This is a genomic window from Heyndrickxia vini (assembly GCF_016772275.1).
Lineage (GTDB): Bacteria > Bacillota > Bacilli > Bacillales > Bacillaceae_C > Heyndrickxia > Heyndrickxia vini.
Map to the genome: position 1 here is coordinate 554,319 of NZ_CP065425.1, position 19,014 is coordinate 573,332.

At 36.3% G+C, this 19,014-nt stretch carries 27 protein-coding genes; 19 read left to right on the forward strand and 8 right to left on the reverse strand.

Going from position 1 to position 19,014, the window contains the following annotated elements; genetic code table 11:
• The first annotated feature begins 9 nt into the window (after positions 1–9).
• The 6 genes from I5776_RS02985 to I5776_RS03010 all read left to right on the forward strand — a co-directional run bounded on the left by I5776_RS02985 (position 10) and on the right by I5776_RS03010 (position 3,908).
• Positions 10–573 carry a nucleotidyltransferase domain-containing protein gene (locus I5776_RS02985; RefSeq protein WP_202778904.1) on the forward strand — a complete coding sequence of 188 codons (564 nt, stop codon included), beginning with the start codon at positions 10–12 and terminating at the stop codon, positions 571–573.
• A gap of 191 nt (positions 574–764) precedes the next feature.
• A complete protein-coding gene (locus I5776_RS02990; protein ID WP_202778905.1) occupies positions 765–974 on the forward strand; it encodes a hypothetical protein in 210 nt (69 codons plus the stop codon).
• Between the two features lie 228 nt (positions 975–1,202).
• Positions 1,203–1,439 carry a hypothetical protein gene (locus I5776_RS02995; RefSeq protein ID WP_202778906.1) on the forward strand — a complete coding sequence of 79 codons (237 nt, stop codon included), beginning with the start codon at positions 1,203–1,205 and terminating at the stop codon, positions 1,437–1,439.
• Between the two features lie 601 nt (positions 1,440–2,040).
• Entirely contained in the window at positions 2,041–2,580 is a 540-nt protein-coding gene (locus I5776_RS03000) for a GNAT family N-acetyltransferase (RefSeq protein ID WP_202778907.1), read from the forward strand.
• Positions 2,581–2,602: 22 nt separating this feature from the next.
• Positions 2,603–3,433: a VanW family protein gene (locus tag I5776_RS03005; protein WP_202778908.1), complete on the forward strand. Its 831-nt coding sequence runs from the start codon at positions 2,603–2,605 to the stop codon at positions 3,431–3,433.
• A gap of 43 nt (positions 3,434–3,476) precedes the next feature.
• Positions 3,477–3,908 (forward strand): SRPBCC family protein, encoded by a 432-nt coding sequence (locus I5776_RS03010; protein ID WP_202778909.1) that lies wholly within the window; start codon positions 3,477–3,479, stop codon positions 3,906–3,908.
• Positions 3,909–3,996: 88 nt separating this feature from the next.
• Here the strand turns inward: I5776_RS03010 and I5776_RS03015 are convergent, their stop codons facing one another.
• Both I5776_RS03015 and I5776_RS03020 read right to left on the reverse strand, forming a co-directional pair.
• Positions 3,997–4,554 (reverse strand): integrase, encoded by a 558-nt coding sequence (locus I5776_RS03015; RefSeq protein WP_202778910.1) that lies wholly within the window; start codon positions 4,552–4,554, stop codon positions 3,997–3,999.
• Positions 4,555–4,642: 88 nt separating this feature from the next.
• Complete coding sequence (locus tag I5776_RS03020; RefSeq protein ID WP_202778911.1) at positions 4,643–5,104, reverse strand: DinB family protein; 462 nt, start codon at positions 5,102–5,104, stop codon at positions 4,643–4,645.
• 137 nt (positions 5,105–5,241) lie between these two features.
• On the opposite strand from I5776_RS03020, the gene I5776_RS03025 reads away from it, so the two are divergent.
• From I5776_RS03025 to I5776_RS03055, 7 genes are all read left to right on the forward strand, one after another.
• Complete coding sequence (locus tag I5776_RS03025) at positions 5,242–5,715, forward strand: hypothetical protein (RefSeq protein ID WP_202778912.1); 474 nt, start codon at positions 5,242–5,244, stop codon at positions 5,713–5,715.
• 18 nt (positions 5,716–5,733) lie between these two features.
• On the forward strand, positions 5,734–6,219 hold the full coding sequence (locus I5776_RS03030; RefSeq protein WP_202780646.1) for a hypothetical protein: 486 nt from the start codon (positions 5,734–5,736) through the stop codon (positions 6,217–6,219).
• Positions 6,220–6,354: 135 nt separating this feature from the next.
• Positions 6,355–6,936, forward strand: a complete 582-nt coding sequence (locus I5776_RS03035; protein ID WP_202778913.1) for a nucleotidyltransferase family protein — start codon at positions 6,355–6,357, stop codon at positions 6,934–6,936.
• Positions 6,933–7,157 (forward strand): hypothetical protein, encoded by a 225-nt coding sequence (locus I5776_RS03040; protein WP_202778914.1) that lies wholly within the window; start codon positions 6,933–6,935, stop codon positions 7,155–7,157. Before I5776_RS03035 ends, I5776_RS03040 begins: the two co-directional genes overlap by 4 nt.
• Positions 7,158–7,171: 14 nt before the next feature.
• Positions 7,172–7,933: a kanamycin nucleotidyltransferase C-terminal domain-containing protein gene (locus tag I5776_RS03045; protein WP_202778915.1), complete on the forward strand. Its 762-nt coding sequence runs from the start codon at positions 7,172–7,174 to the stop codon at positions 7,931–7,933.
• A gap of 15 nt (positions 7,934–7,948) precedes the next feature.
• The gene (locus tag I5776_RS03050) at positions 7,949–8,521 is read left to right on the forward strand and encodes a 2'-5' RNA ligase family protein (RefSeq protein WP_202778916.1); all 573 of its coding nucleotides are present in this window, start codon (positions 7,949–7,951) and stop codon (positions 8,519–8,521) included.
• A 330-nt stretch (positions 8,522–8,851) separates the two neighbouring features.
• Positions 8,852–9,517 (forward strand): TerC family protein, encoded by a 666-nt coding sequence (locus tag I5776_RS03055; protein WP_202778917.1) that lies wholly within the window; start codon positions 8,852–8,854, stop codon positions 9,515–9,517.
• A 14-nt stretch (positions 9,518–9,531) separates the two neighbouring features.
• On the opposite strand, the gene I5776_RS03060 is transcribed toward I5776_RS03055, so the two are convergent.
• Positions 9,532–10,122: a hypothetical protein gene (locus tag I5776_RS03060; protein ID WP_202778918.1), complete on the reverse strand. Its 591-nt coding sequence runs from the start codon at positions 10,120–10,122 to the stop codon at positions 9,532–9,534.
• Positions 10,123–10,281: 159 nt separating this feature from the next.
• On the opposite strand from I5776_RS03060, the gene I5776_RS03065 reads away from it, so the two are divergent.
• A complete protein-coding gene (locus tag I5776_RS03065; RefSeq protein ID WP_202780647.1) occupies positions 10,282–11,133 on the forward strand; it encodes a VOC family protein in 852 nt (283 codons plus the stop codon).
• Between the two features lie 46 nt (positions 11,134–11,179).
• Positions 11,180–11,785 carry a nitroreductase family protein gene (locus I5776_RS03070; RefSeq protein WP_202778919.1) on the forward strand — a complete coding sequence of 202 codons (606 nt, stop codon included), beginning with the start codon at positions 11,180–11,182 and terminating at the stop codon, positions 11,783–11,785.
• Between the two features lie 562 nt (positions 11,786–12,347).
• Here I5776_RS03070 and I5776_RS21560 read toward each other — a convergent pair.
• From I5776_RS21560 to I5776_RS03085, 4 genes are all read right to left on the reverse strand, one after another.
• Positions 12,348–12,482: a hypothetical protein gene (locus I5776_RS21560; protein ID WP_281397286.1), complete on the reverse strand. Its 135-nt coding sequence runs from the start codon at positions 12,480–12,482 to the stop codon at positions 12,348–12,350.
• Between the two features lie 173 nt (positions 12,483–12,655).
• Entirely contained in the window at positions 12,656–12,925 is a 270-nt protein-coding gene (locus tag I5776_RS03075) for an excalibur calcium-binding domain-containing protein (protein WP_202778920.1), read from the reverse strand.
• Between the two features lie 102 nt (positions 12,926–13,027).
• Complete coding sequence (locus I5776_RS03080) at positions 13,028–13,852, reverse strand: MBL fold metallo-hydrolase (protein ID WP_202778921.1); 825 nt, start codon at positions 13,850–13,852, stop codon at positions 13,028–13,030.
• Between the two features lie 248 nt (positions 13,853–14,100).
• Positions 14,101–15,282: a GerAB/ArcD/ProY family transporter gene (locus I5776_RS03085; RefSeq protein ID WP_246483891.1), complete on the reverse strand. Its 1,182-nt coding sequence runs from the start codon at positions 15,280–15,282 to the stop codon at positions 14,101–14,103.
• Positions 15,283–15,857: 575 nt separating this feature from the next.
• On the opposite strand from I5776_RS03085, the gene I5776_RS03090 reads away from it, so the two are divergent.
• On the forward strand, positions 15,858–16,289 hold the full coding sequence (locus I5776_RS03090; protein WP_202778922.1) for a DUF2935 domain-containing protein: 432 nt from the start codon (positions 15,858–15,860) through the stop codon (positions 16,287–16,289).
• Between the two features lie 105 nt (positions 16,290–16,394).
• Here I5776_RS03090 and I5776_RS03095 read toward each other — a convergent pair whose 3' ends face one another.
• Positions 16,395–16,688 (reverse strand): hypothetical protein, encoded by a 294-nt coding sequence (locus tag I5776_RS03095; protein WP_202778923.1) that lies wholly within the window; start codon positions 16,686–16,688, stop codon positions 16,395–16,397.
• 161 nt (positions 16,689–16,849) lie between these two features.
• Here I5776_RS03095 and I5776_RS03100 point away from each other — a divergent pair, with 161 nt between their 5' ends.
• Genes I5776_RS03100 through I5776_RS03110 form a run of 3 tightly spaced genes read left to right on the forward strand, consistent with a single transcriptional unit; the run spans position 16,850 to position 19,010 of the window.
• Positions 16,850–17,341, forward strand: a complete 492-nt coding sequence (locus I5776_RS03100) for a hypothetical protein (RefSeq protein ID WP_202778924.1) — start codon at positions 16,850–16,852, stop codon at positions 17,339–17,341.
• Entirely contained in the window at positions 17,338–18,186 is an 849-nt protein-coding gene (locus tag I5776_RS03105) for a hypothetical protein (protein ID WP_202778925.1), read from the forward strand. Before I5776_RS03100 ends, I5776_RS03105 begins: the two co-directional genes overlap by 4 nt.
• The gene (locus I5776_RS03110) at positions 18,183–19,010 is read left to right on the forward strand and encodes a hypothetical protein (protein WP_202778926.1); all 828 of its coding nucleotides are present in this window, start codon (positions 18,183–18,185) and stop codon (positions 19,008–19,010) included. The genes I5776_RS03105 and I5776_RS03110 overlap by 4 nt, the downstream gene beginning before the upstream one ends.
• Positions 19,011–19,014: the final 4 nt, after the last annotated feature.

Here is a 19,014-nt window from a genome sequence, read left to right on the forward strand (position 1 = left end):
GGGGTTAATATGTCATTTGAACGATGCCAGAGTATTACTTCACTGATGGCGGGATTTAATAAAACATGGTTCATTGCTGGAGGGTGTGCGATTGACCTTTTTATTGGTAAGGAAACAAGGGAACATAAAGATATAGAGTTTGCTGTTTTTCGAAAGGACCAACTATATCTAAAAGAATATCTCAAAGAATGGGAGTTCAAAAAGGTCATTAAAGGTGAATTCTATACTTGGGGAAACGAGTTTTTAGAATTACCAATTCATGAAATATACGCTTCGTTAAACGAAGAAAAAATTGAAATTCTTCTTAATGAAACGAAAGAAAATGATTGGTTATTTAGAAGGGATGTAAGGATTTCCTATCCACTTAATTCGGTTTGGAGCATTACTAAAACAGGTATTCCGTATCTAAATCCAGAAATTGTACTTTTATATAAAGCGAAATATACAAGAGAAATAGACCATCAAGATTTTATTGCCATACGGGATTATCTCGATAATGATAAGAAAAAATGGCTTCGACATGCATTAGAATTACACGAACCAGAACATATATGGCTACAATTTTTGTATTAATGTTTGTGCATTTCTGTAATGGGAAGTTATTCAACCAAAAACAATAACTGTCTTGGATTTGCTATACATGCTATCAAATGAAGGATCTATTTAATTGTATCTCAGCTCATGTTATAATAAAAAACTCAAATAATAATTGAACGGATGCCAAAAATGCCTCCGCCTAGCTGAGAAAATGGAGGTGTGGAAGAATGAATAAACGATGGACAATCGGCGAAATAAAAAAATTTGTTGAGAACAATTCAGAAAGTAAATTATTATCGACTGAATATCACGGTTTTTCTCAAAAGTTACTGTTTAAATGTTCATGTGGCAGCAATTTCGAGAGAACATTTACAAAGTTTAAGAAAAATAATCAACGTAAATGTGATGTGTGCCAACCGCCAAAAGCGTCACGTTAAGCAAAGTGCCAATTTCTTTTAAATAGAAATTGGTTTTTTAATTGACGATAAAACTAAACATAAAAATCTTTAGGGCGATTCTTTAAAGGTAGATCGCTCTATTTTTGTGTGAAAATAATAAAGGAATTGATTGGTGAAATGGAGAAAACGTAAATAAAAGTTATATGTACGTAATGTAAAATTATTCGATTCCTAATTGTTCGAGAAAAAACAAAGGGGGAGAAAAGAGTGAAAAAATATATAATATTTATATTCAGTTTTGTTTTGCTGTATATAGTATATCAATTTGTAACAGGTTGGGTTCTAACAGCTCTTTATACACCTGATATATTTTCAACTAATAAAAATTTAAGTCAAGACGTATCGTTTGGGCAGACAACTAGTATGCCGTTATTAGTGACTTTATTAATCGCAACTTTAGCGTATCTTATGTCTCAAAAATTATTTAAATCTAGTAAAAAGTAATAGATTAAACTGGTGCTGTACTTCCTTATGGAGTACAGCACTTTTCCGTTTGTGGATCATAAAAAATAATTGGTGCCGCATAGAAAACGATTTGCGAATCATAGAATGTCATTTGTGGATCATAGGGTTCTTTTCAGACGATGGATTCACGGTTTGTGGATCATGGAAAAAAGTTAGTGGCGCATAGAAAACGATTTGTGGATCATAGAATGTTATTTGTGACTCATAGGTTACTTTTCAATCGAGAGATTTACGATTTGTGGATCATAAAAAATAATTGGTGCCGCATAGAAAACGATTTGCGGATCATAGAATGTCATTTGTGGATCATAGGGTTCTTTTCAAACAAGAGATTTACGATTTGTGGATCATAAAAAATAATTGGTGCCGCATAGAAAACGATTTGTGGATCATAGAATGTCATTTGCGGCGCATAGTCTTCTTTTCAAACGATAGATTCACACGAATTTCTAAACTAAAAAAGATAATTGTTAATTAAGAACAATTGACTTTTTTACTTTCAGAAAGAAGAGGGAAATCACCTAATTATATAGAATTGTAATAATTTAGGATGAATATCAATTATTAAAGGAGAACCCGAATGGAAATTGAGGTACGATTAACCGATAAAACGGAATCCTATATTATTAAAAATTTATATCCTTTGTATCTATACGATTTGTCAGGTCATTATAGCAGACTACCAAACATCCATGGAATTTACGAAGAGACGGACGATTTTCAAACTTTAGGTGACCAGTATGAGGTTCAAAATATTTGGTGGGAAAAGCCGGGGATTTTATTTCCCTATTTAATTTTAGTAGATGGGATACCGGCGGGATTCATTTTAATAGCGACTCCTCCGCATTGTAATAAAGGAATCGACTATTTTGTCAATGAATTCTTTTTAATTCAATCGTTAAGAGGGCAAGGGATTGCTGAATATGCGGCCAATCAGGTATTTGAACAATTCAAAGGAAATTGGGAACTGTTTACGAATCCATTAGAAAAAAACATTGCTGGGCAAAAATTTTGGAGCAAGACGATTTCTAATTATACGAACGGTGTTTACGTGGAGGAATATGGTAACATGTTTGATGGGGACAAGCTTGTTTTCCGATTTTCTAATATAGAAAAATAGGAATTTGTTAGGGGTGTGGGATATGGAGTCATTAAAGCCGATACATAGGAGTCCGCTTCGAATTTATTTTGGGAAAAAGTACTATCGATTCAGGAGGTATGTGGATTGGTACTTCGGAAGCAAGAAATTTTCGTTAAAAAAAGGGGATACTCTATTACAACATGTTATTTTTACCCATCAAACTGTCCTTATGAGAGAATTAAAAGATGTGGAGATGTGGTTGCAGCATAATAAGGTGAAAAACCTTGGACTTGCCACGGCGAAACTAAATAAGGTGGTTATTAAACCTGGTGAAACTTTTTCTTATTGGCGATTGCTTGGCAACACTTCAAGAAAAAAAGGATATGTAGACGGAATGATTTTACATTATGGAAAGGTTCAAACGGGCGTAGGCGGCGGGTTATGCCAGTTATCGAATTTGATTTATTGGATGACGTTGCATTCTCCTTTAACGGTTACCGAACGATACCGCCATAGTTATGATGTCTTTCCGGATTCAAAGCGTAGCCAGCCGTTTGGGAGTGGGGCGACTTGTGCATACAACTATCTTGATCTGCAAATAAAAAATGAAACGAATCACACGTATCAATTAATAGTTTACTTGACGGATACCCATTTAGTCGGGGAATGGAGATCAAGCGCTCCATCCATTCATTCCTATGAAGTATATGAGCAAGACCATATGATTAGACAGGAATATTGGGGAGGGTATGTTCGGCATAACCGGATTCATCGGAGAAAATTTAATCTAGATAACCAGCTAATCGATGATGAGTTCGTTACGGAGAACCATGCAATCATGATGTATGAACCGTTGCTGGCGGATCCTGCATTAAACGCAATGGAGATCTAAAGGTGTTACAGGCATAATCAATATACGAAATGAGGGATTTTTCATGAATAATCTTACAAAAATGAAAATAAATAAATCTGTAAATGAAGTGTTTGAAGCGTTCGTTAATCCTGCGAAAATCGGGAAGTTTTGGTTTTCATCAAGTTCTGAAAGATGGGAACAGGGCAAAACGATTACATTGCGATATGACGAATACGGTGCAGAAGGTGATATTCATATCTTAGAACTAGTGAAAAATAAAAAAATCGTTTTTCAATGGGGAGAAGAGGGAAATATTGTAACAATTACTCTTCAAGAGGTGGATCAGGACGGTTCAATTATTGAAATAGTAGAAGAAGGTTTTGATGAAAAAGATGATCAATTAATAAATCATATGATCGATAACAAAGAAGGTTGGGTGTACGTTTTAACTTGTTTAAAAGGGTATTTAGAGTTTGGGATTGATCAATTGCGAGCGGGATTGGTGAAGGATTGAGGGAATGATTTTGCCCATCATTAGGATAGAAAATGGATGAATAAAAAAAGAATCAGTCAAAAAAACTCTGGCTGATTCTTGTATTTCTCTATGCAATTTGTTCGCTTTGCCCGGCCAAAAGTTTGTTATAAAGAGTTAAATCTCTTTGATATAAATGATGATAAGTGGCTAGTCCTTGGGCTTTAACTTGATCGAAGCTTTGCCAATCCACAATCGAAAACTTTTTGTTCATGTTTTCTGCATTTGCCCAGGCCGTCTCTTCAAAATCAATATTCATTAAATGCTCTTCAAGCAGCATGCCGAGTAGTTTGAGGTCACTATATTGTTCTTTTAGTGAATAACTTTTTTTCATCTCAAAGATCTCAATTGTTCTTTCGAGTGAATTCATTAAAGCTTTTCGATCTACTGCATGACCTAATTCATGTATAGTCAGCGCTTTTATATATGCTTCAGGTGAAATAGGTGTTTTCGTTTCCGTTAAGGCTTCCCCGACACGTTTAACATCATAACCTACATTGTTAAAAATAAAATTATAACTCATATTAATCCCGTTATGCATTTGCTTTAATTCGATATCCATTCCAACAGTATCTATCGTTGCCTGTATCCATTGATGGATTTGCTTTTCGTTAGTTCTTTCTTTCACACATTTCCCTATCTTTCTTTGTTTTTATTTCTATTATAGTTAGGATTTTTCCAAACGAGACCAGTATATATTAAAAAAGATTGTATTTCTACAAAATGCATTTTTTAATATCTAAAATTGTTTGCAAATGCATACCTTCATGAAAAATAGTTCGAATTAATGCTTGTTCAATCGTGTGCATTCCCATATCCGTTGGAGGAAATTCCTCTTCAAGTCGATCACCATAAGCTTCTTTTATCGCCGTTGGTTGCTTTTTTAGTAAATTCTTCAGCTCTTCAATTGTTGGTGTCTCGGAGCTGAAGTCAGCAGGAGAGGTTCCATAGCCAAACCAGGCTTGAAACGAGTCGGGAACATTTACTTTTTCCTTTGTTACCGCTCGAATCCATAAATATTGGTCGAGATAGATATGTCCAAGGTTCCAACGTATATTGTTGTGAAAAGCCTTTGGGATTATTTCCGCTTCTTCCTTCGAAACATTTTCCAGCACGTTAAGTATTTCATTTCGATAGCTTTCTAATTGGTTAAATAACACTTCATGACGTTTTTTCATCCACTTCATCCCCCTTTTTGTTCAAGTTTAGTATTCTTCGAAAGTCTTATTTTACCTGCAAAAAAGAGGGACAAGATATAAATGTATTTTCCGATAAATATGATTTAGAAAGATGCATTTTTAAGGAGAATAAACGAATGTCACATGATGATCTCGAAGCGATATACACGGTTTTAGAAAAAGGAATGGCGGCCAAAGAGGTGGTTTGTTCTATTACGACTGGTTTTCGATCGGTTCCCTCCATACGAACACAGCCAGGATTGAATCCTTATCATGCTTCTGTTGCAGATGTTGGTTATGGATTTGATGCGGTGCAAGGGACCATTGATCGAATGCGAAAAGGTGAAGCGATGCCCCTTGCAATGGAAATGCTTGTTTTTGATTTGGATACACTTCGAATAAGTGCACAACAATTACAGCCGAATTTTGAATTAGCAGTAAAAAACGTTTCCGCTGAAGTCTATTATTTGGTTGCATTAAGCAGGGAATTAAATAGACAAATTGAGCAAAGGATTAGGGAAGCAGTTAGCCTAGGTCAGGAGTTTTTAGGGAAGAAATGGCAAGAAATCCGTTCGCGTATTGAAAATATCCAAGCAGTTCCACGGCTGTAAGGGGGGATACCGTTGGTCATGAATGATGATGAAAGACAGCGGCTGCTGGACTGGTGGAACACGATGGAAGCGGCAAAACCAATGGTACGACGACTAATGTCCTTAATTACCGAACTTCGATTGCATCCACAATCAAGTCATGCTGATGGAATCATCCTATTTTACCGAGCTGCCTCGGAAGTTTCCTATGGATACGCCGGTATTAGGGGATGTATCAGGAGAGCATTTACGAGTGAATACCGTGAGGCTCTTAGAATGAATATGGTCAATTGCCATCGTTTTGCGGAGAGGTTTTCAGTTGATACGAAGGTTCTCTTAGAATTAGTAGCTAAACAAATAACCGGGAAAGATGCGCTGCAACTAGTCCAACGAATTAGAGAAACTTTACGAGAAAATGATGATATGCTCAAAGAAATAAATAAGAAAGCCGATGCTTTTTTTGGAAAAGATACGTTCCAATCGATGCAAAAGAAAGTGAAGGAATCTAATACATTGTCCCAATAGAAGTTTAAAGGGCACGATTCTCAAGGGAAGAGTGTTCTTTTTGCACGGAAAAATCTAATTATTCCCCAAATTCTATTTATTGGATATAGGTATTTTGCTATGATAAAGCTATGTGAAGAATAGGAGTTTGTGAATATGGTAAAAAACGAGTCAGATATTATCCGTATTATTCAAGAAGACGCATGGATGATGGACATTTTGCATGCCGCTAAAACATTGGAACTACCTGATTGGTGGGTGTGTGCCGGGTTTGTTCGATCAAAAATTTGGGACACGCTTCATGGATTTTCGGAACGAACACCGATGGCTGATGTGGACGTGATTTACTTTGATCCTTCGAATGCGGATGAACGTGTGGAAAAGGTGCTGGAAGTCAGACTTAGGGGCATCCTTCCGAATGTGCCGTGGTCAGTGAAAAACGAGGTGAGAATGCATCTCGTAAATAATATCCCACCGTATACTTCATCCGTTGATGCAATATCAAAGTTTCCAGAAACAGCCACCTCTCTAGGCGTCAAACTGAATGAGCACGATGAGGCCATTTTAACAGCCCCTAATGGAATTGAGGATGTACTTGCGATGGTCGTGAAACCAACCCCATATTTTTCCGAAAACGAGAAGAGAAAGAAAGTTTTTGAGACACGCGTCAGAAAGAAGAATTGGGGTGCGGTTTGGAATAAGGTAAATCTCAGTCAATTATGTGGGGGAAAAAAATGAAATTAATTGGGTGGATTTTGATCAGTACATTATTAGGATATGGACTTTTTGCACTTGGTCCCTTATTAGGTGGATTTATAGCTTTCGGAATTGTCCTCGGATGTATTTTTCGATGCTTGGTTTTATTAAAAGAAGTGAACCGAAAATTAACTGTTTTGGTGCCTGATAAAGATAAAGTAACCGAAGTGTATGAAAAATATATTAACGAGAAAAAGGCATAGATAGGAGAAATAGGATGCTTACTTTCCCAGTACCAACAACAAGAGAAGAAAAGCTCAACATGATGAATGAGATAAAAGATCGATTACTCTCGAAACATAGAACCAATATATTAGCTATTGGTGTATACGGTTCTATCGGACAAGAAAAGGATGGACCGTATTCAGATATTGAAATGCATGTCGTATTGGAAGACGGAACCCAAGTAGAAGGTCATGAGTTTATCTATGATAAGTTTAAAATTGAAATCGGTATGGCTCAAAAAAAGGATATTTTTAAAGAAGCTGCAGAAGTAGATGAATCTTGGCCGATTAAAGCAGGAGCTTTCGTACATATTACTCCTTTATATGATCCAACCAATCTTTTTGAAGAATTGAAAAAGATGCCCTTTCAAGCTTCTGATTCTGTTTTTAAAGAAGTGATGAGGGAATTTATGATTTGGGAACCATATGAGACAGTTGGTAAACTAAGGAACAACTATAATGTCGGGAATTTTGATTATCTCACATTAGGTGTCAAAGATTTAGTTTGGGAAACGGCGAAACTCATTGGTCTTGCGAATAGGAAGTTTTTCACAACAAGAGCGAGAACGTTTGAAGAAACTTTGTTAATGGAGTCCAGGCCTTCTGGCTATGATGAGCTAGTGCGAAAAGTGATGGCCGGAACGCTAGACGACAAGGAGCATATATATCAGATGTGTGAAAAATTGTGGACCGGTTTGAATGAATGGTTTGCGGAGTTAGGGATTGAGTACAAGCTGCAGGAATTGCCGTTTTAGATTAGAGGTTAGTTGATGTACGGGATTGTAGCACATTTTGATCAAGTGACAGAGGAATATATTAAAACAATATGGAAAGAACTTAGTGAATTATCGATTTCTACTTATGCGGAGGAGGTGCGAGATCGAAGGCCGCATTTTACGTTAGCTAGCTACAATAGGTTAGATGAGGAAGCGTTTATTCGAAAGTTTGCCAAGTTTTTTGAAAGCAAATTTGAAGTTTCGGTTGAAATGAGTTCATTAGGTACATTCATGAAAACTGGATTGCTATTTTTAGCACCAACGCCGACAATTGGATTACTGACATTTCATGAAATATATCATCAAACGTTTGCGGAATTCGCGGACCTTCCGGATTCAATGTATCATCCGAAGAAATGGGTGCCGCACTGCACATTAGCGAATCGTTTGAGTTCGGAAAATCTGAATGAAGCTTTGAACTATTGTTCACAGCGAATAGAAAAAATACAGGCAAGGATAGCAGAGGTTTCAATCATCAAAATGATCAATCATTCGACCGTTCCAATCATACACTCATGTTATTTACGCCGGCAAGTTAGTTATCCGAGTAACCGACCCGCTAAATAATGGAATAATGTTTGAAGTGCCGCTTCGTATCGAAGCGGTATTTTTTATGTCTATTGACTACCGGGGAGTCGATGGGTTACAAAAAGCATTTTATGAGTCACAAAACGATTTCCGTGTGTCACAAATTCAATTGTATGATCCACAAACTATCGGATTCGAAAAGGTGGTATGGAACGAAATCACCCTCCTAGGTTGCTGATTCTTCGAAATCACCCAACAGGTTGTACTTTTTTCTTTGCCGGGTGAATACCTATAAATTGATGCTGTCCAATTTAAAAGGTTTTTGAAAACCGGAAGAAGCGAGGCGGTCGGGTGCAAGAGTTTTTCAAAGTGTTTTTTATCAATTTAGTTTGTGATATAGATAATATGCTTATTTTGGGAGCGATCTTACGTAGGCATTCTTATTTGAATATGACGATTCCCGTTGCGATTGTTTTGACTTTCATGCGAACGGTTTACGTTATTTTAATTAATGAAGGGCTTTCGGGTATCCCGCTATTTCAATTGATTACAGGAATCATTTTGCTTTTTATCTCCTATAAAGTGGTCACTGTGTCCATTTCAGGGGAGGATTTACTTCCACGTACGCATCGTGCTCCGAATGGAAAAATGAAGGTTTTATTGCTTCTTATGGGTACAGACTTTTTGATTAGTTTAGATAGTGTATTTGTGATTTCGGGAATTTCGCAAACAATTTTCCCGGTGGCTACGGGCATTTTTGGCAGCCTTATGATTTCGTTGCTTTTTATGTCAGTCATTATTAGGCTGGCGAAGGCATTTTTTTGGATCAATATTATTGCGGGTGGTTTTATTGCTCAGAATGCAATGATTGGAATGAGTAAGGATCCGTGGTTGGCAAATTGGATTAGCCAGATTAATCAGTCCTTTCCCAACGTCAGTATAGTTAACATTGCGGCCAATGGGGCAGTCATTCTGATTGTTGTGATCGGGGTATATTCGTATATTAAGCATCATCGTATTATTATTGATAGGTAGGCAACGAATGTTGCCTACTTTATTTTGCTTTTTATCGGTATGACTTTTTCTAAACGGTAAAAATAACCTTTCCCAACTTGCCATGTGTTAGGGATCGCTTTTTTCGGTGCGTTAAGTCGCAGTCGTACGGTTGCTAATGAGGTTAGACCCCCATCGATATAGAGAAATCCTTGGTTTCGTTTCGTTATGTATTTTCGATGAAGATTTGGATCGCGAGTTCTGATGTATTCCGAAAAATAAAACAAACTTTCATTCAAAATTTTAAATCCGATAGATAATTCTTTTTTTACATTATTCAAAGATAATTTTATATCATCTGGTAGTGTGGAAGGGATGTTTAGTTCAGCTAACTGTTCTGAGCCTTCGATAAATTTATTTTTTGCAGAGGTGATCATCGTGTATAATTCTTCTTCGTTTATTTCCTCGTTAAATGTGCTCAACGGTTGTACACTAGTTGCTATGATTTCAAAGATATTTTTTTCAAATTGTAAATATCCTTGGAGTCTGGGATCTTCCTCTTTTTGGGCAAAGGAAACGGCGGGAATAGAAAGTGGGAGACATATTAATAATAGAATGGCTACGTATTTACGAGCATGATTAGGCATGGAGTAAAGTCCTTCCTACATTTTTTTATTAGTATGTTACGAAGCATTATATTTATGTATTACCGTTTTTAAATTAAATTACTTGACTAATGTAAGTATAAAAAATATAATTACTTACATAAAGTAACTTATTATCTTCAACTAGGAGGTACCAGCATGATGGGATTCCATCAACCACCCCATATATTTGTCGAACAAGTCGATTTAAAAGTTTCCGATTTGGAACGTTCATTACAATTTTATCAAGAGATTATTGGCTTTCAAATTTTAAAGCAAGCAGATAAAAAAGTGTTATTAACAGCGGATGGAAAAACACCGCTGCTATCGATTGAGCAACCGGAAGATATTATTCCGAAACAAGCGAGAACAACGGGGCTCTATCATTTTGCGCTTCTATTACCCAGTCGTTCTGATTTAGCTGCCGTTTTACAGCATTTACTCCAAACGGGCTATCCGTTACAAGGAGCATCTGACCATCTTGTCAGTGAGGCGCTTTATTTAGCGGATCCAGATGGGAACGGAATTGAAATTTATTCTGATCGGAATTCGGCAACATGGGAATGGAAAAATGGCCAGGTAACAATGACAACGGAAGCATTAAATGTCCGTGATTTGCTTGCTGAAGGAAGAGGAAAGCAGTGGGTTGGACTTCCAGAGGGAACATTGATGGGGCATATTCATTTGCATGTGTCCGAATTGCAAAGAACGGAGGAGTTCTATTGCAAAGGTCTTGGCTTTGATGTAGTCACGAGATATGGAGGGCAAGCGCTCTTTATTTCAACGGGTGGCTATCACCATCATATCGGATTAAACACGTGGGCAGGAGTTGGCGCACCTCAACCGGCAGAAAATAGTGTGGGATTAAAGTGGTTCACCCTTATGTTACCAAGTGAAGATGCAAGAAAAAAAGTAATCGAGCAGCTTCTTGGAATAGGTGCCTTAGTGGAAGAGAAAGATGGAGTTTACTTTACAGAGGACCCTTCGGGGAATCGGATAAAATTAATGGTTTAACCAAAACCTAATTTAAACATATTTGACAACAAGGGAGACGAAACTTATGACGAATAAAAATGATTTTTATGCAGCAATTGAAAATAGACGTTCGATTTATGGAATCAGCAGTGAAGCGGTTGTTTCAAATGAAAGAATTCAAGAAGTGATTAATCATGCAGTGAAACATACACCATCATCATTTAACTCACAAACAGCAAGAGTAGTTGTGTTAACTGGTGAAAACCATACAAAATTATGGAACATCACAACAGAAACACTTAGAAAAATTGTTCCAGCTGAAAACTTTGGATCAACAGAAGACAAAATGAATGCTTTCGGCAGTGGTTACGGTACGGTATTATTCTTTGAAGATAACAGCGTAGTAGAAGGATTGCAAAAACAATTTCCATTATATGCCGAAAATTTCCCAATTTGGTCATTACAATCAAGCGGAATGCTTCAACATGTTATCTGGACATCTCTAGAGTTAGAAGGTTTCGGCGCATCATTACAACATTACAATCCATTAATTGATGATGAAGTGAAAAAAGAATGGAATATTCCAAGTGAATGGAAGCTTCTTGCTCAAATGCCATTCGGAAAACCAACAGCGCCAGCAGGCGAAAAAGAATTTGCTCCATTAGAAGATCGTGTGAAGTTTTATAACTAAGTTTTTTTCAGGGGATTGCTAAAGAGTACCGTGCTAATTAAGAGACCAAATCGTATATGATTTGGTCTCTTATTTGCCTCTTTATATCAACGATTAGGAGATATTATTACTTTAATTAGCAGGTAAAATCGCAGCCTATAAAGCATCTTGAGAATGATTGTTGTCAACATGCTAACTACTTATGTTAATTGATATGCTATTTGGTAATTAAGTAGGTAATTATTGTCCTTTTTGAGCAACCAAAGATAATCAAAATAAGCGGATATTTTCCGGTTAGATAGCTGAATAAAGCCCGGTTCGGGGTATATAAGCGGAGTTTTTCCGATTAGGTTAAGCAAAATTAATTATTTTCACGTTTTCGGAGTTAATAGTCGGAGTATTTCCGCCTATTTAAGGCGTTTTGAGGTTCCATTTTCAATTTAAGGGAAATTTCTCCGCCTATTTATTAAATTAGATATAACTTCTAATGGACTTGAACAACTTCTCCATTAATTAAACAAAAAAACCTAGGAAAAATCCCAAGCTTTTATGTGCTAATTTTTATGTTAATTGTGCCGCTATTTTAGAAATCCTCCACGTTATGATAATAATGGCCATAGCCATGGTGATGGTAAGGGAATCCATCATAGCCATGATGATACCCATGGTCCCAGCCACCCATGCCAGGATACCCTCCAAAACCAAATTGTCCCATCATTTTCTATCTCCTCCTCAAAATGTAACATAATAGGGTATGTGTCTATTTTTGAAAAGGTATAGATGAGTGCCTATAATTTAGTTGTTCAGAATTGTTTATTAAAATATCTGATCATTCATGGAAAACATACGAGAAAAAAAAGACCTTTCAAATATGAAAGGTCTCCGCGGTTCTTATCGTTCGCATGCAATTAAATCTTTGTCACGATCTCTGCTTTTGTTTTTATCATAAAGCGCCTTTGAAACAAATGGTTTGTACTTTGTTTTTCCTCCTTTATTTTTCACGGATGATGAACGAGCTACTCCACCTTTGTACACTTTGTTCATTTCTTTACAATTTTTATAAGCAATGATTTTTGTTTTTGCTTCTGCCATTTCTGTTGTGCTGAGTGAAAAGGCGAGAATAAGACCGAGTGATACAATAATTGTGAATAGTTTTCTCATATACACTGTTCCTCTCTTGTTAATATTTCCATTGTAAATATAATGTATATGAGTTATTTTTATCAATATGAAAATTTATCCATTTTTTAGTTTGCTAGATTTCTAGGTGTTGAAAAGTTCACCTTGAATCGCTTGAATATATCTTTTTGCGGATTTTTGAACGGATTCATTCGCCTGTTCAACGACAATTTTATGAAACGCGTTATAGATTCGGTCAAAAGGTAAGTCTTTAACGATTTCTGCGATTTCCTTCACCTTTTTTGCAGGTAACGGAATTAAATTGGGGTAACTATACATGAAACTGACCCACTTTCGATCTGCCACCACTTGAATGATATCTCCGGTTAGGAGAATGCCTTTCTCATTATTTCCGTTTTCCCAGTGCAATACCGCTCCACCTTTATAGTGTCCACCCAGACGATAAAGGACCAACCCTTTTGTTAACTCCAATTTTTCTCCGGACCAGAAATGGATTTTCGCACTTGGTCTCATAACCCATTCTTTGTCGTCTTCATGAATATAAATAGGGATGTTCAATTTTTCCGCCCATTCGACTTGGGTCGAATAATAATGAGGGTGTGAGAGAGCCATTGCGTGTACGTTGCCAAACTTCGCTAAAGTTGCAAGTGTTGGTTCGTCTAGATAAGCAACACAATCCCAGATGAGACCAAATCCGTTTTGTTGAACGAAATAGGCAGTCTGGCCAATACCGAATTCAGGTTTAGTAGTTATGCTGTATAATCCATCTTCTTCTAATAAAATCTCATTATGGAACTGATTGCTTTCAATCATTTCATTGAGAGTTGTCCAAGATTGTCCGTTCGGGTTCACATATTGTCTTTCTTCATTACAGATAGTACATTCACTTGGGGGTACTTGCGATTGAGGATATTGCGTTGCACAAGTTGTGCAAATAAAGTTTTTCATATGAAATTGCTCCTCTCACTTATTGACTATTCTGACCATTTTGTTTAAAAAATAATAGATTCGGATCTAGGAGTCTATCGCGTTAAGAGGTCAAGGAATCTTTTTATTAAATGACGATAATTTATGGTTTATGCGGACACTGGGTGTGTTATTCATGATTATACACAAAGAAAAGACTTTTTCCACAAGTATATTGTAAAAAAAGTCTTGTAAGAGGATGATAATCGATAACGGTAAATGTGATGACTTTATCCTTTAGCTTTCACCTTTTTCACCAACCAAACAAGGATCAAAAGGAATGGAATGTAGAAAAAGTTAATTAAAAATCCTGTGTGCCCAAATACATTATTTAACATATCGATTTGTTGGCGGGTTTTAAAGAATGGGACGATGATTAATGGAATGGCACAAAGAATAACGACTCCTTTTTTTTGTGAAAAATTAAAAGTTTGTTTTAATAACCTGCTACCACACCATAAGGCAAGCGCTGTATTCGGTAATATAATTAAACACCAATTGGCAATGCCAACATATTCAAAACGCTCGACTACAGGTAAGTGAACGATTTTCCAAGTGGTTAATGTTGGCCAGACATATCTTTGTAGCATTTCTTCACTAAAGTAGCCGAATGTCAAAACAGCTGTATATAAGAACATTAATAAAGAGACCAAAAGGGCAAGATAGGCCCATTTTTTTGATTGATTTGTGTTTTTTACAAAAGGGCTATAGATAAGAAAGGCCTCATACCCCATATAAGTGAGTGACATTTGCTGTGAGGCTAGAATAATATCTTTCATGGAATGATCCAATATTGGTAATAGGTTGTGAAAATCAGCATATTGAACTGTAAAACTAAACAAAATGAGTAAGTAAGAGGGAAGGATTACACTAAAAAACATCATACCGACCACTGTTCTAAAACCACCAAAAACGATATACATACAAAGCAGTAAATAGATAAGTGTAAATATAAATACGTTTATATCCTTAAATACCCATACTTGAATAATTTCTGTATATGTGCGAAGAATGGTTGTGATGTAGAGCAAAAAGTAAAAAATAAAAAAAAGGTTAAATACTTTCCCAAGTAATTTTCCAAAAACAAATTGATGTGTTTCAGAAAGGTCCGGTTTTCCAAGTTCTAAAATTTTATAGATCATCCACATAATCATCATTGTTGTGAATCCAGCAAAAATAACCGAGATCCAAGCATCATAACCAGCAAATTTGGCAATTGTCCGCTGAAATCCCAACATACCGATACCGAACTGCATTCCATGAATGGTGAAAAAAGTGAGTGACGGTGAAATTTTTCGGTTTTCAGGAACTGTCTGCATAGTAAAACCTCCGACAATATGTGCCAAATTAGATAACTTTCTTTCGTTACTATCTGCCGCAGGTTCCTTAACAGTAACCATCGCTGCATTCACGAGTACTTCTTATATCCAATCAATCATCGAGTTTCAAGTTTGCTCACACCTTTTCATCCTTATACAAATTAGAGCCCAACCTCATAAAAATAAACAAAAATACCACCCTTTTTATTCCACTAAGTCATAATATCCCCATTTAAGGATGAAATATAATTGCTCCCCCAAAAAACTTCAAAAGTACCTGGCACCAAATTGGTAGTCCGCAAAAAGTATGCATACGACCAATAAGGTGCCTGACACCGAATTGGTTAGGTGCAAAAAGGTAGCGTACATCAAATAAGGTGCCTGACACCGAATTGGTTGTATGCAAAAAAGTAGCGCAAAACAAATAAGGTGCCTGACACTGAATTGGTTGTATGCAAAAAAGTAGCGCATAACAAATAAGGTACCTGACACCGAATTGGTTGTATGCAAAAAAGTAGCGTTCATCAAATAAGGTGCCTGACACCAGCTTGTCTTTATGCAAAAGAATTGAGCTTGTCAAAGGGGGTGCCTGACACCAAATTTGGTTCTTTTCGTGTTGGTGGGTTAATAAGATTTATATAGGGATAGTTTGTGGAGGGGGTGATGGGATGCGTTATTATTATGGGAATTCGATGCCGCTTAGGGTGTTGGATGAGTGTGAGTTTTGGAAGGAGCAGGAGGAGGAGCATACGATTGTCATTCGGGAGCTGGTGAAGGATTTAGAGGATGAATATGTGGATGCTTTGTTGGCGTGGGAGCAGGCATTTGCCAAGACGCATAGCCGGGTTGTTGCGTTTATTGAAACGACCATCCGTATGACGGGGACCTTTACGTATGAGTTATACCGTGAACTGACGACGCTCGTTTCTTTTTGCTTGGAACAAAGTAACCAATTTATTGCCTTTTGTAATCAACTCATTGAAGAAAGTGCACCAATCAAAAATAATCCAACAGCAAAAGTTGTAATGAAACATATAATAGATGAATCTGAATATTTCGTTGGCATTGCGCAAGCCGTCCTTTATAGTAAATCGATATAAATAGCAACCAAAACACGCTTGGAGCATCTTAGGAAGCTTGATCCAAGCGTGCTTATCTTTTTAGCGAATGTATCATTCCGCAAAATCCTCTAACGTAAAACGCACTTAATTGAGTATAAAAGTATTTATTAACGCGAATACAACAATCGCTAATACGAAGTACCCTCCGCTAACCCTTCTGTTTTTCCCCCGAACAACGTAACCTACAATGCTTTCAACGATTCGAATAATAATTAAGAGCAAAATAAGTAATGAAATCATCCAATACCAATGGCTTGCACCTAATTTAAGGAGGGGTGTAATTAGGCTTATTACAAGCAATCCGATAAATAAAGTAATCAGTTCAATCAAATCCTGTTTTCTACGTGTGAATAACCATTGAAATACTTTTCTGACCATAATGCTCCCCTATAGTAACGTTTGAATTTTCAAAACCTCTATACTTATTTTACCATATAATCCGCCAGCCAGCTTGTCTATTTAAAAATGAGTAAAAAAATTACTAGAACACCGAATAGTAAACAGAAAGTTGGAAAACGTAAAAAAAAAGGAGCTAACATATGGTCGGACTTGTACTAGCAATCATCATCTTTAATTCAATTGCGTTTATTTTTACGAAAAAAAGCCAAACAACCAATCAAATCATCCATATTATTGTATTTACGATTGCTTTGCAATCACTCTTTGACCTTTTTATTGAATTCAAATACCAAGGCTATTGGTATTTTTCAAAAAAAGTTGACTATTCGGGACTTGTTGCACATCTATTTGTAGTTCCGCCTGTCAATATTATGTTCCTTAAATGGTATCCCTTTCAATCACACATAAAAAAGCGAATTTTGTATATCGTCATATGGGAAGTAATCACTTTAAGCTATGAACTCATTACATTACTTCCGGAACCGTGGGGCTATTTTCATTATGGTTGGTGGAATTTAGGACATACAATCATTCTCAACCCAATCCTTTTCATTATTTTAGTCAAATATTATAAATGGATTGTACGCAAGGAAAAAGAAGCTGTAAGACAATATGAAAGAGGTCTTCAATGAAAAAAAATAGAATCCCTTATCTAGTACTCATCATCGTTCATCTTGCATTGTTTGTTGTGACGCTTATTAAAAAGAAGGACAAAAAGCCACTTCTGCTATATTTCGCAAGTATTGGAATGGCATATGTATTTGAGTATGTTGTTTTAAATATTTTTCGAGGGTATCGCTATTATCCGAAAATACTGAAACGAAAACGTCTAGACTCCGTCTTTGGAGCCATCGTATCCCAAGCATTAACCGTTCCGGTTTCGGCCATTTTCATTACATGCTTTCAATTGGGATGGGGATGGAAGATTATTTTTGCTTTACTATACACAGGGATTGAACAGCTATTTATCCATTTGAAGGTTTTTAAAAATAGATGGTGGAAAACAATGTATACACTGGTGTGTTTACCATTCTATTTTTGGATTGTTTCGAAATGGTCAGTTTACCTCGATCAAAAGCCACGAAAGTGGATTGGATATCTCACATTATTTTTCACTTTCTGGGTCAATTACTTAAATACTAATTTTGTGTTGGTCGCCATTTTTAAACGGTTCATTTTTAAAAAAGGATGGTCTATACACAAATATTATGTAAATTTTATCATCGCTCCAATTTATGGATTCATTCAATCAATCATTGGTCTCATTGTTACTTTAAAAGGAAAAAAAATTATCGGTCTTGGTTTTCTGCATTTAGTGGACCAGTTATGTTATCGTTTTAAATTAATAAAAATGAAAAAATGGTCCGTATACGGCTTTCTTCCAATTCATATCGTTATGTTACAAATAGGCGATATGTTTAAACAACAAATACCTCATTTGATGTCCAAAAGAGAGGGGGAAGAGGGATCAAGATGAAAAGAAATACGAAATACTATCTGTTATTAACGATTCCACACATTGCATTACTTATTTATAATTTAATAAAAAATAAAGAAAAAAAGCCAATTGTACTCTATTTTACCAGTGTCGGGTTTGCCTATCTGTTTGAAATCGTAATTTTAAACTATTTTAAAAGCTATCGTTATTATCCAAAAGTATTTAAAAACAATTGGGTGGACACTATTTTTGGAGCAATTACTTCGCAAGCCTTTCTTGTGCCGATGACAGCCACGACTATGGCCTCATTTCGTTTAGGGTGGAAGTGGAGATGGGGGGCTACTTTCTTATATACCATTATTGAGCGGCTTTTTATTCGTGAACACTTATTTAAAAATAACTGGTGGCGGACAGCGTATACGACAGGCTCCCTTCCTTTCTTTTTTTGGCTAATGGAAAAATGGTCTAAGATGCGTGAAGGCAGATTTCAAAAATGGGTGGGGCATACGAACATTTTCTTTTTTGTGTGGGTGAATTATACGAATCTGTATTTTCTTCTCGTTACTGTATTTAAAAAATTTCTGTTTGGCAGAAATAAGATTTGGAAAAAGTATGTTATGCATTTTTACTTGTATCCACCATTTTCAATCATTCAATCTTTTGTCATTTATATCTCCATTGTAAAGGGTAAGTTTGTTATGGGAGTAGTGGGCGCACATATCTTGGATCAGCTGCTGTATCGCTTAAAATGGATTCAAACAAGATCATGGTCCGTTTACTGCTTCCTTCCAATTCATATTGGGATGTACTGGCTTGGAAAACTCTTTAAAAAATACATGATTTCAGGCACGAATGGATCCTGAAACC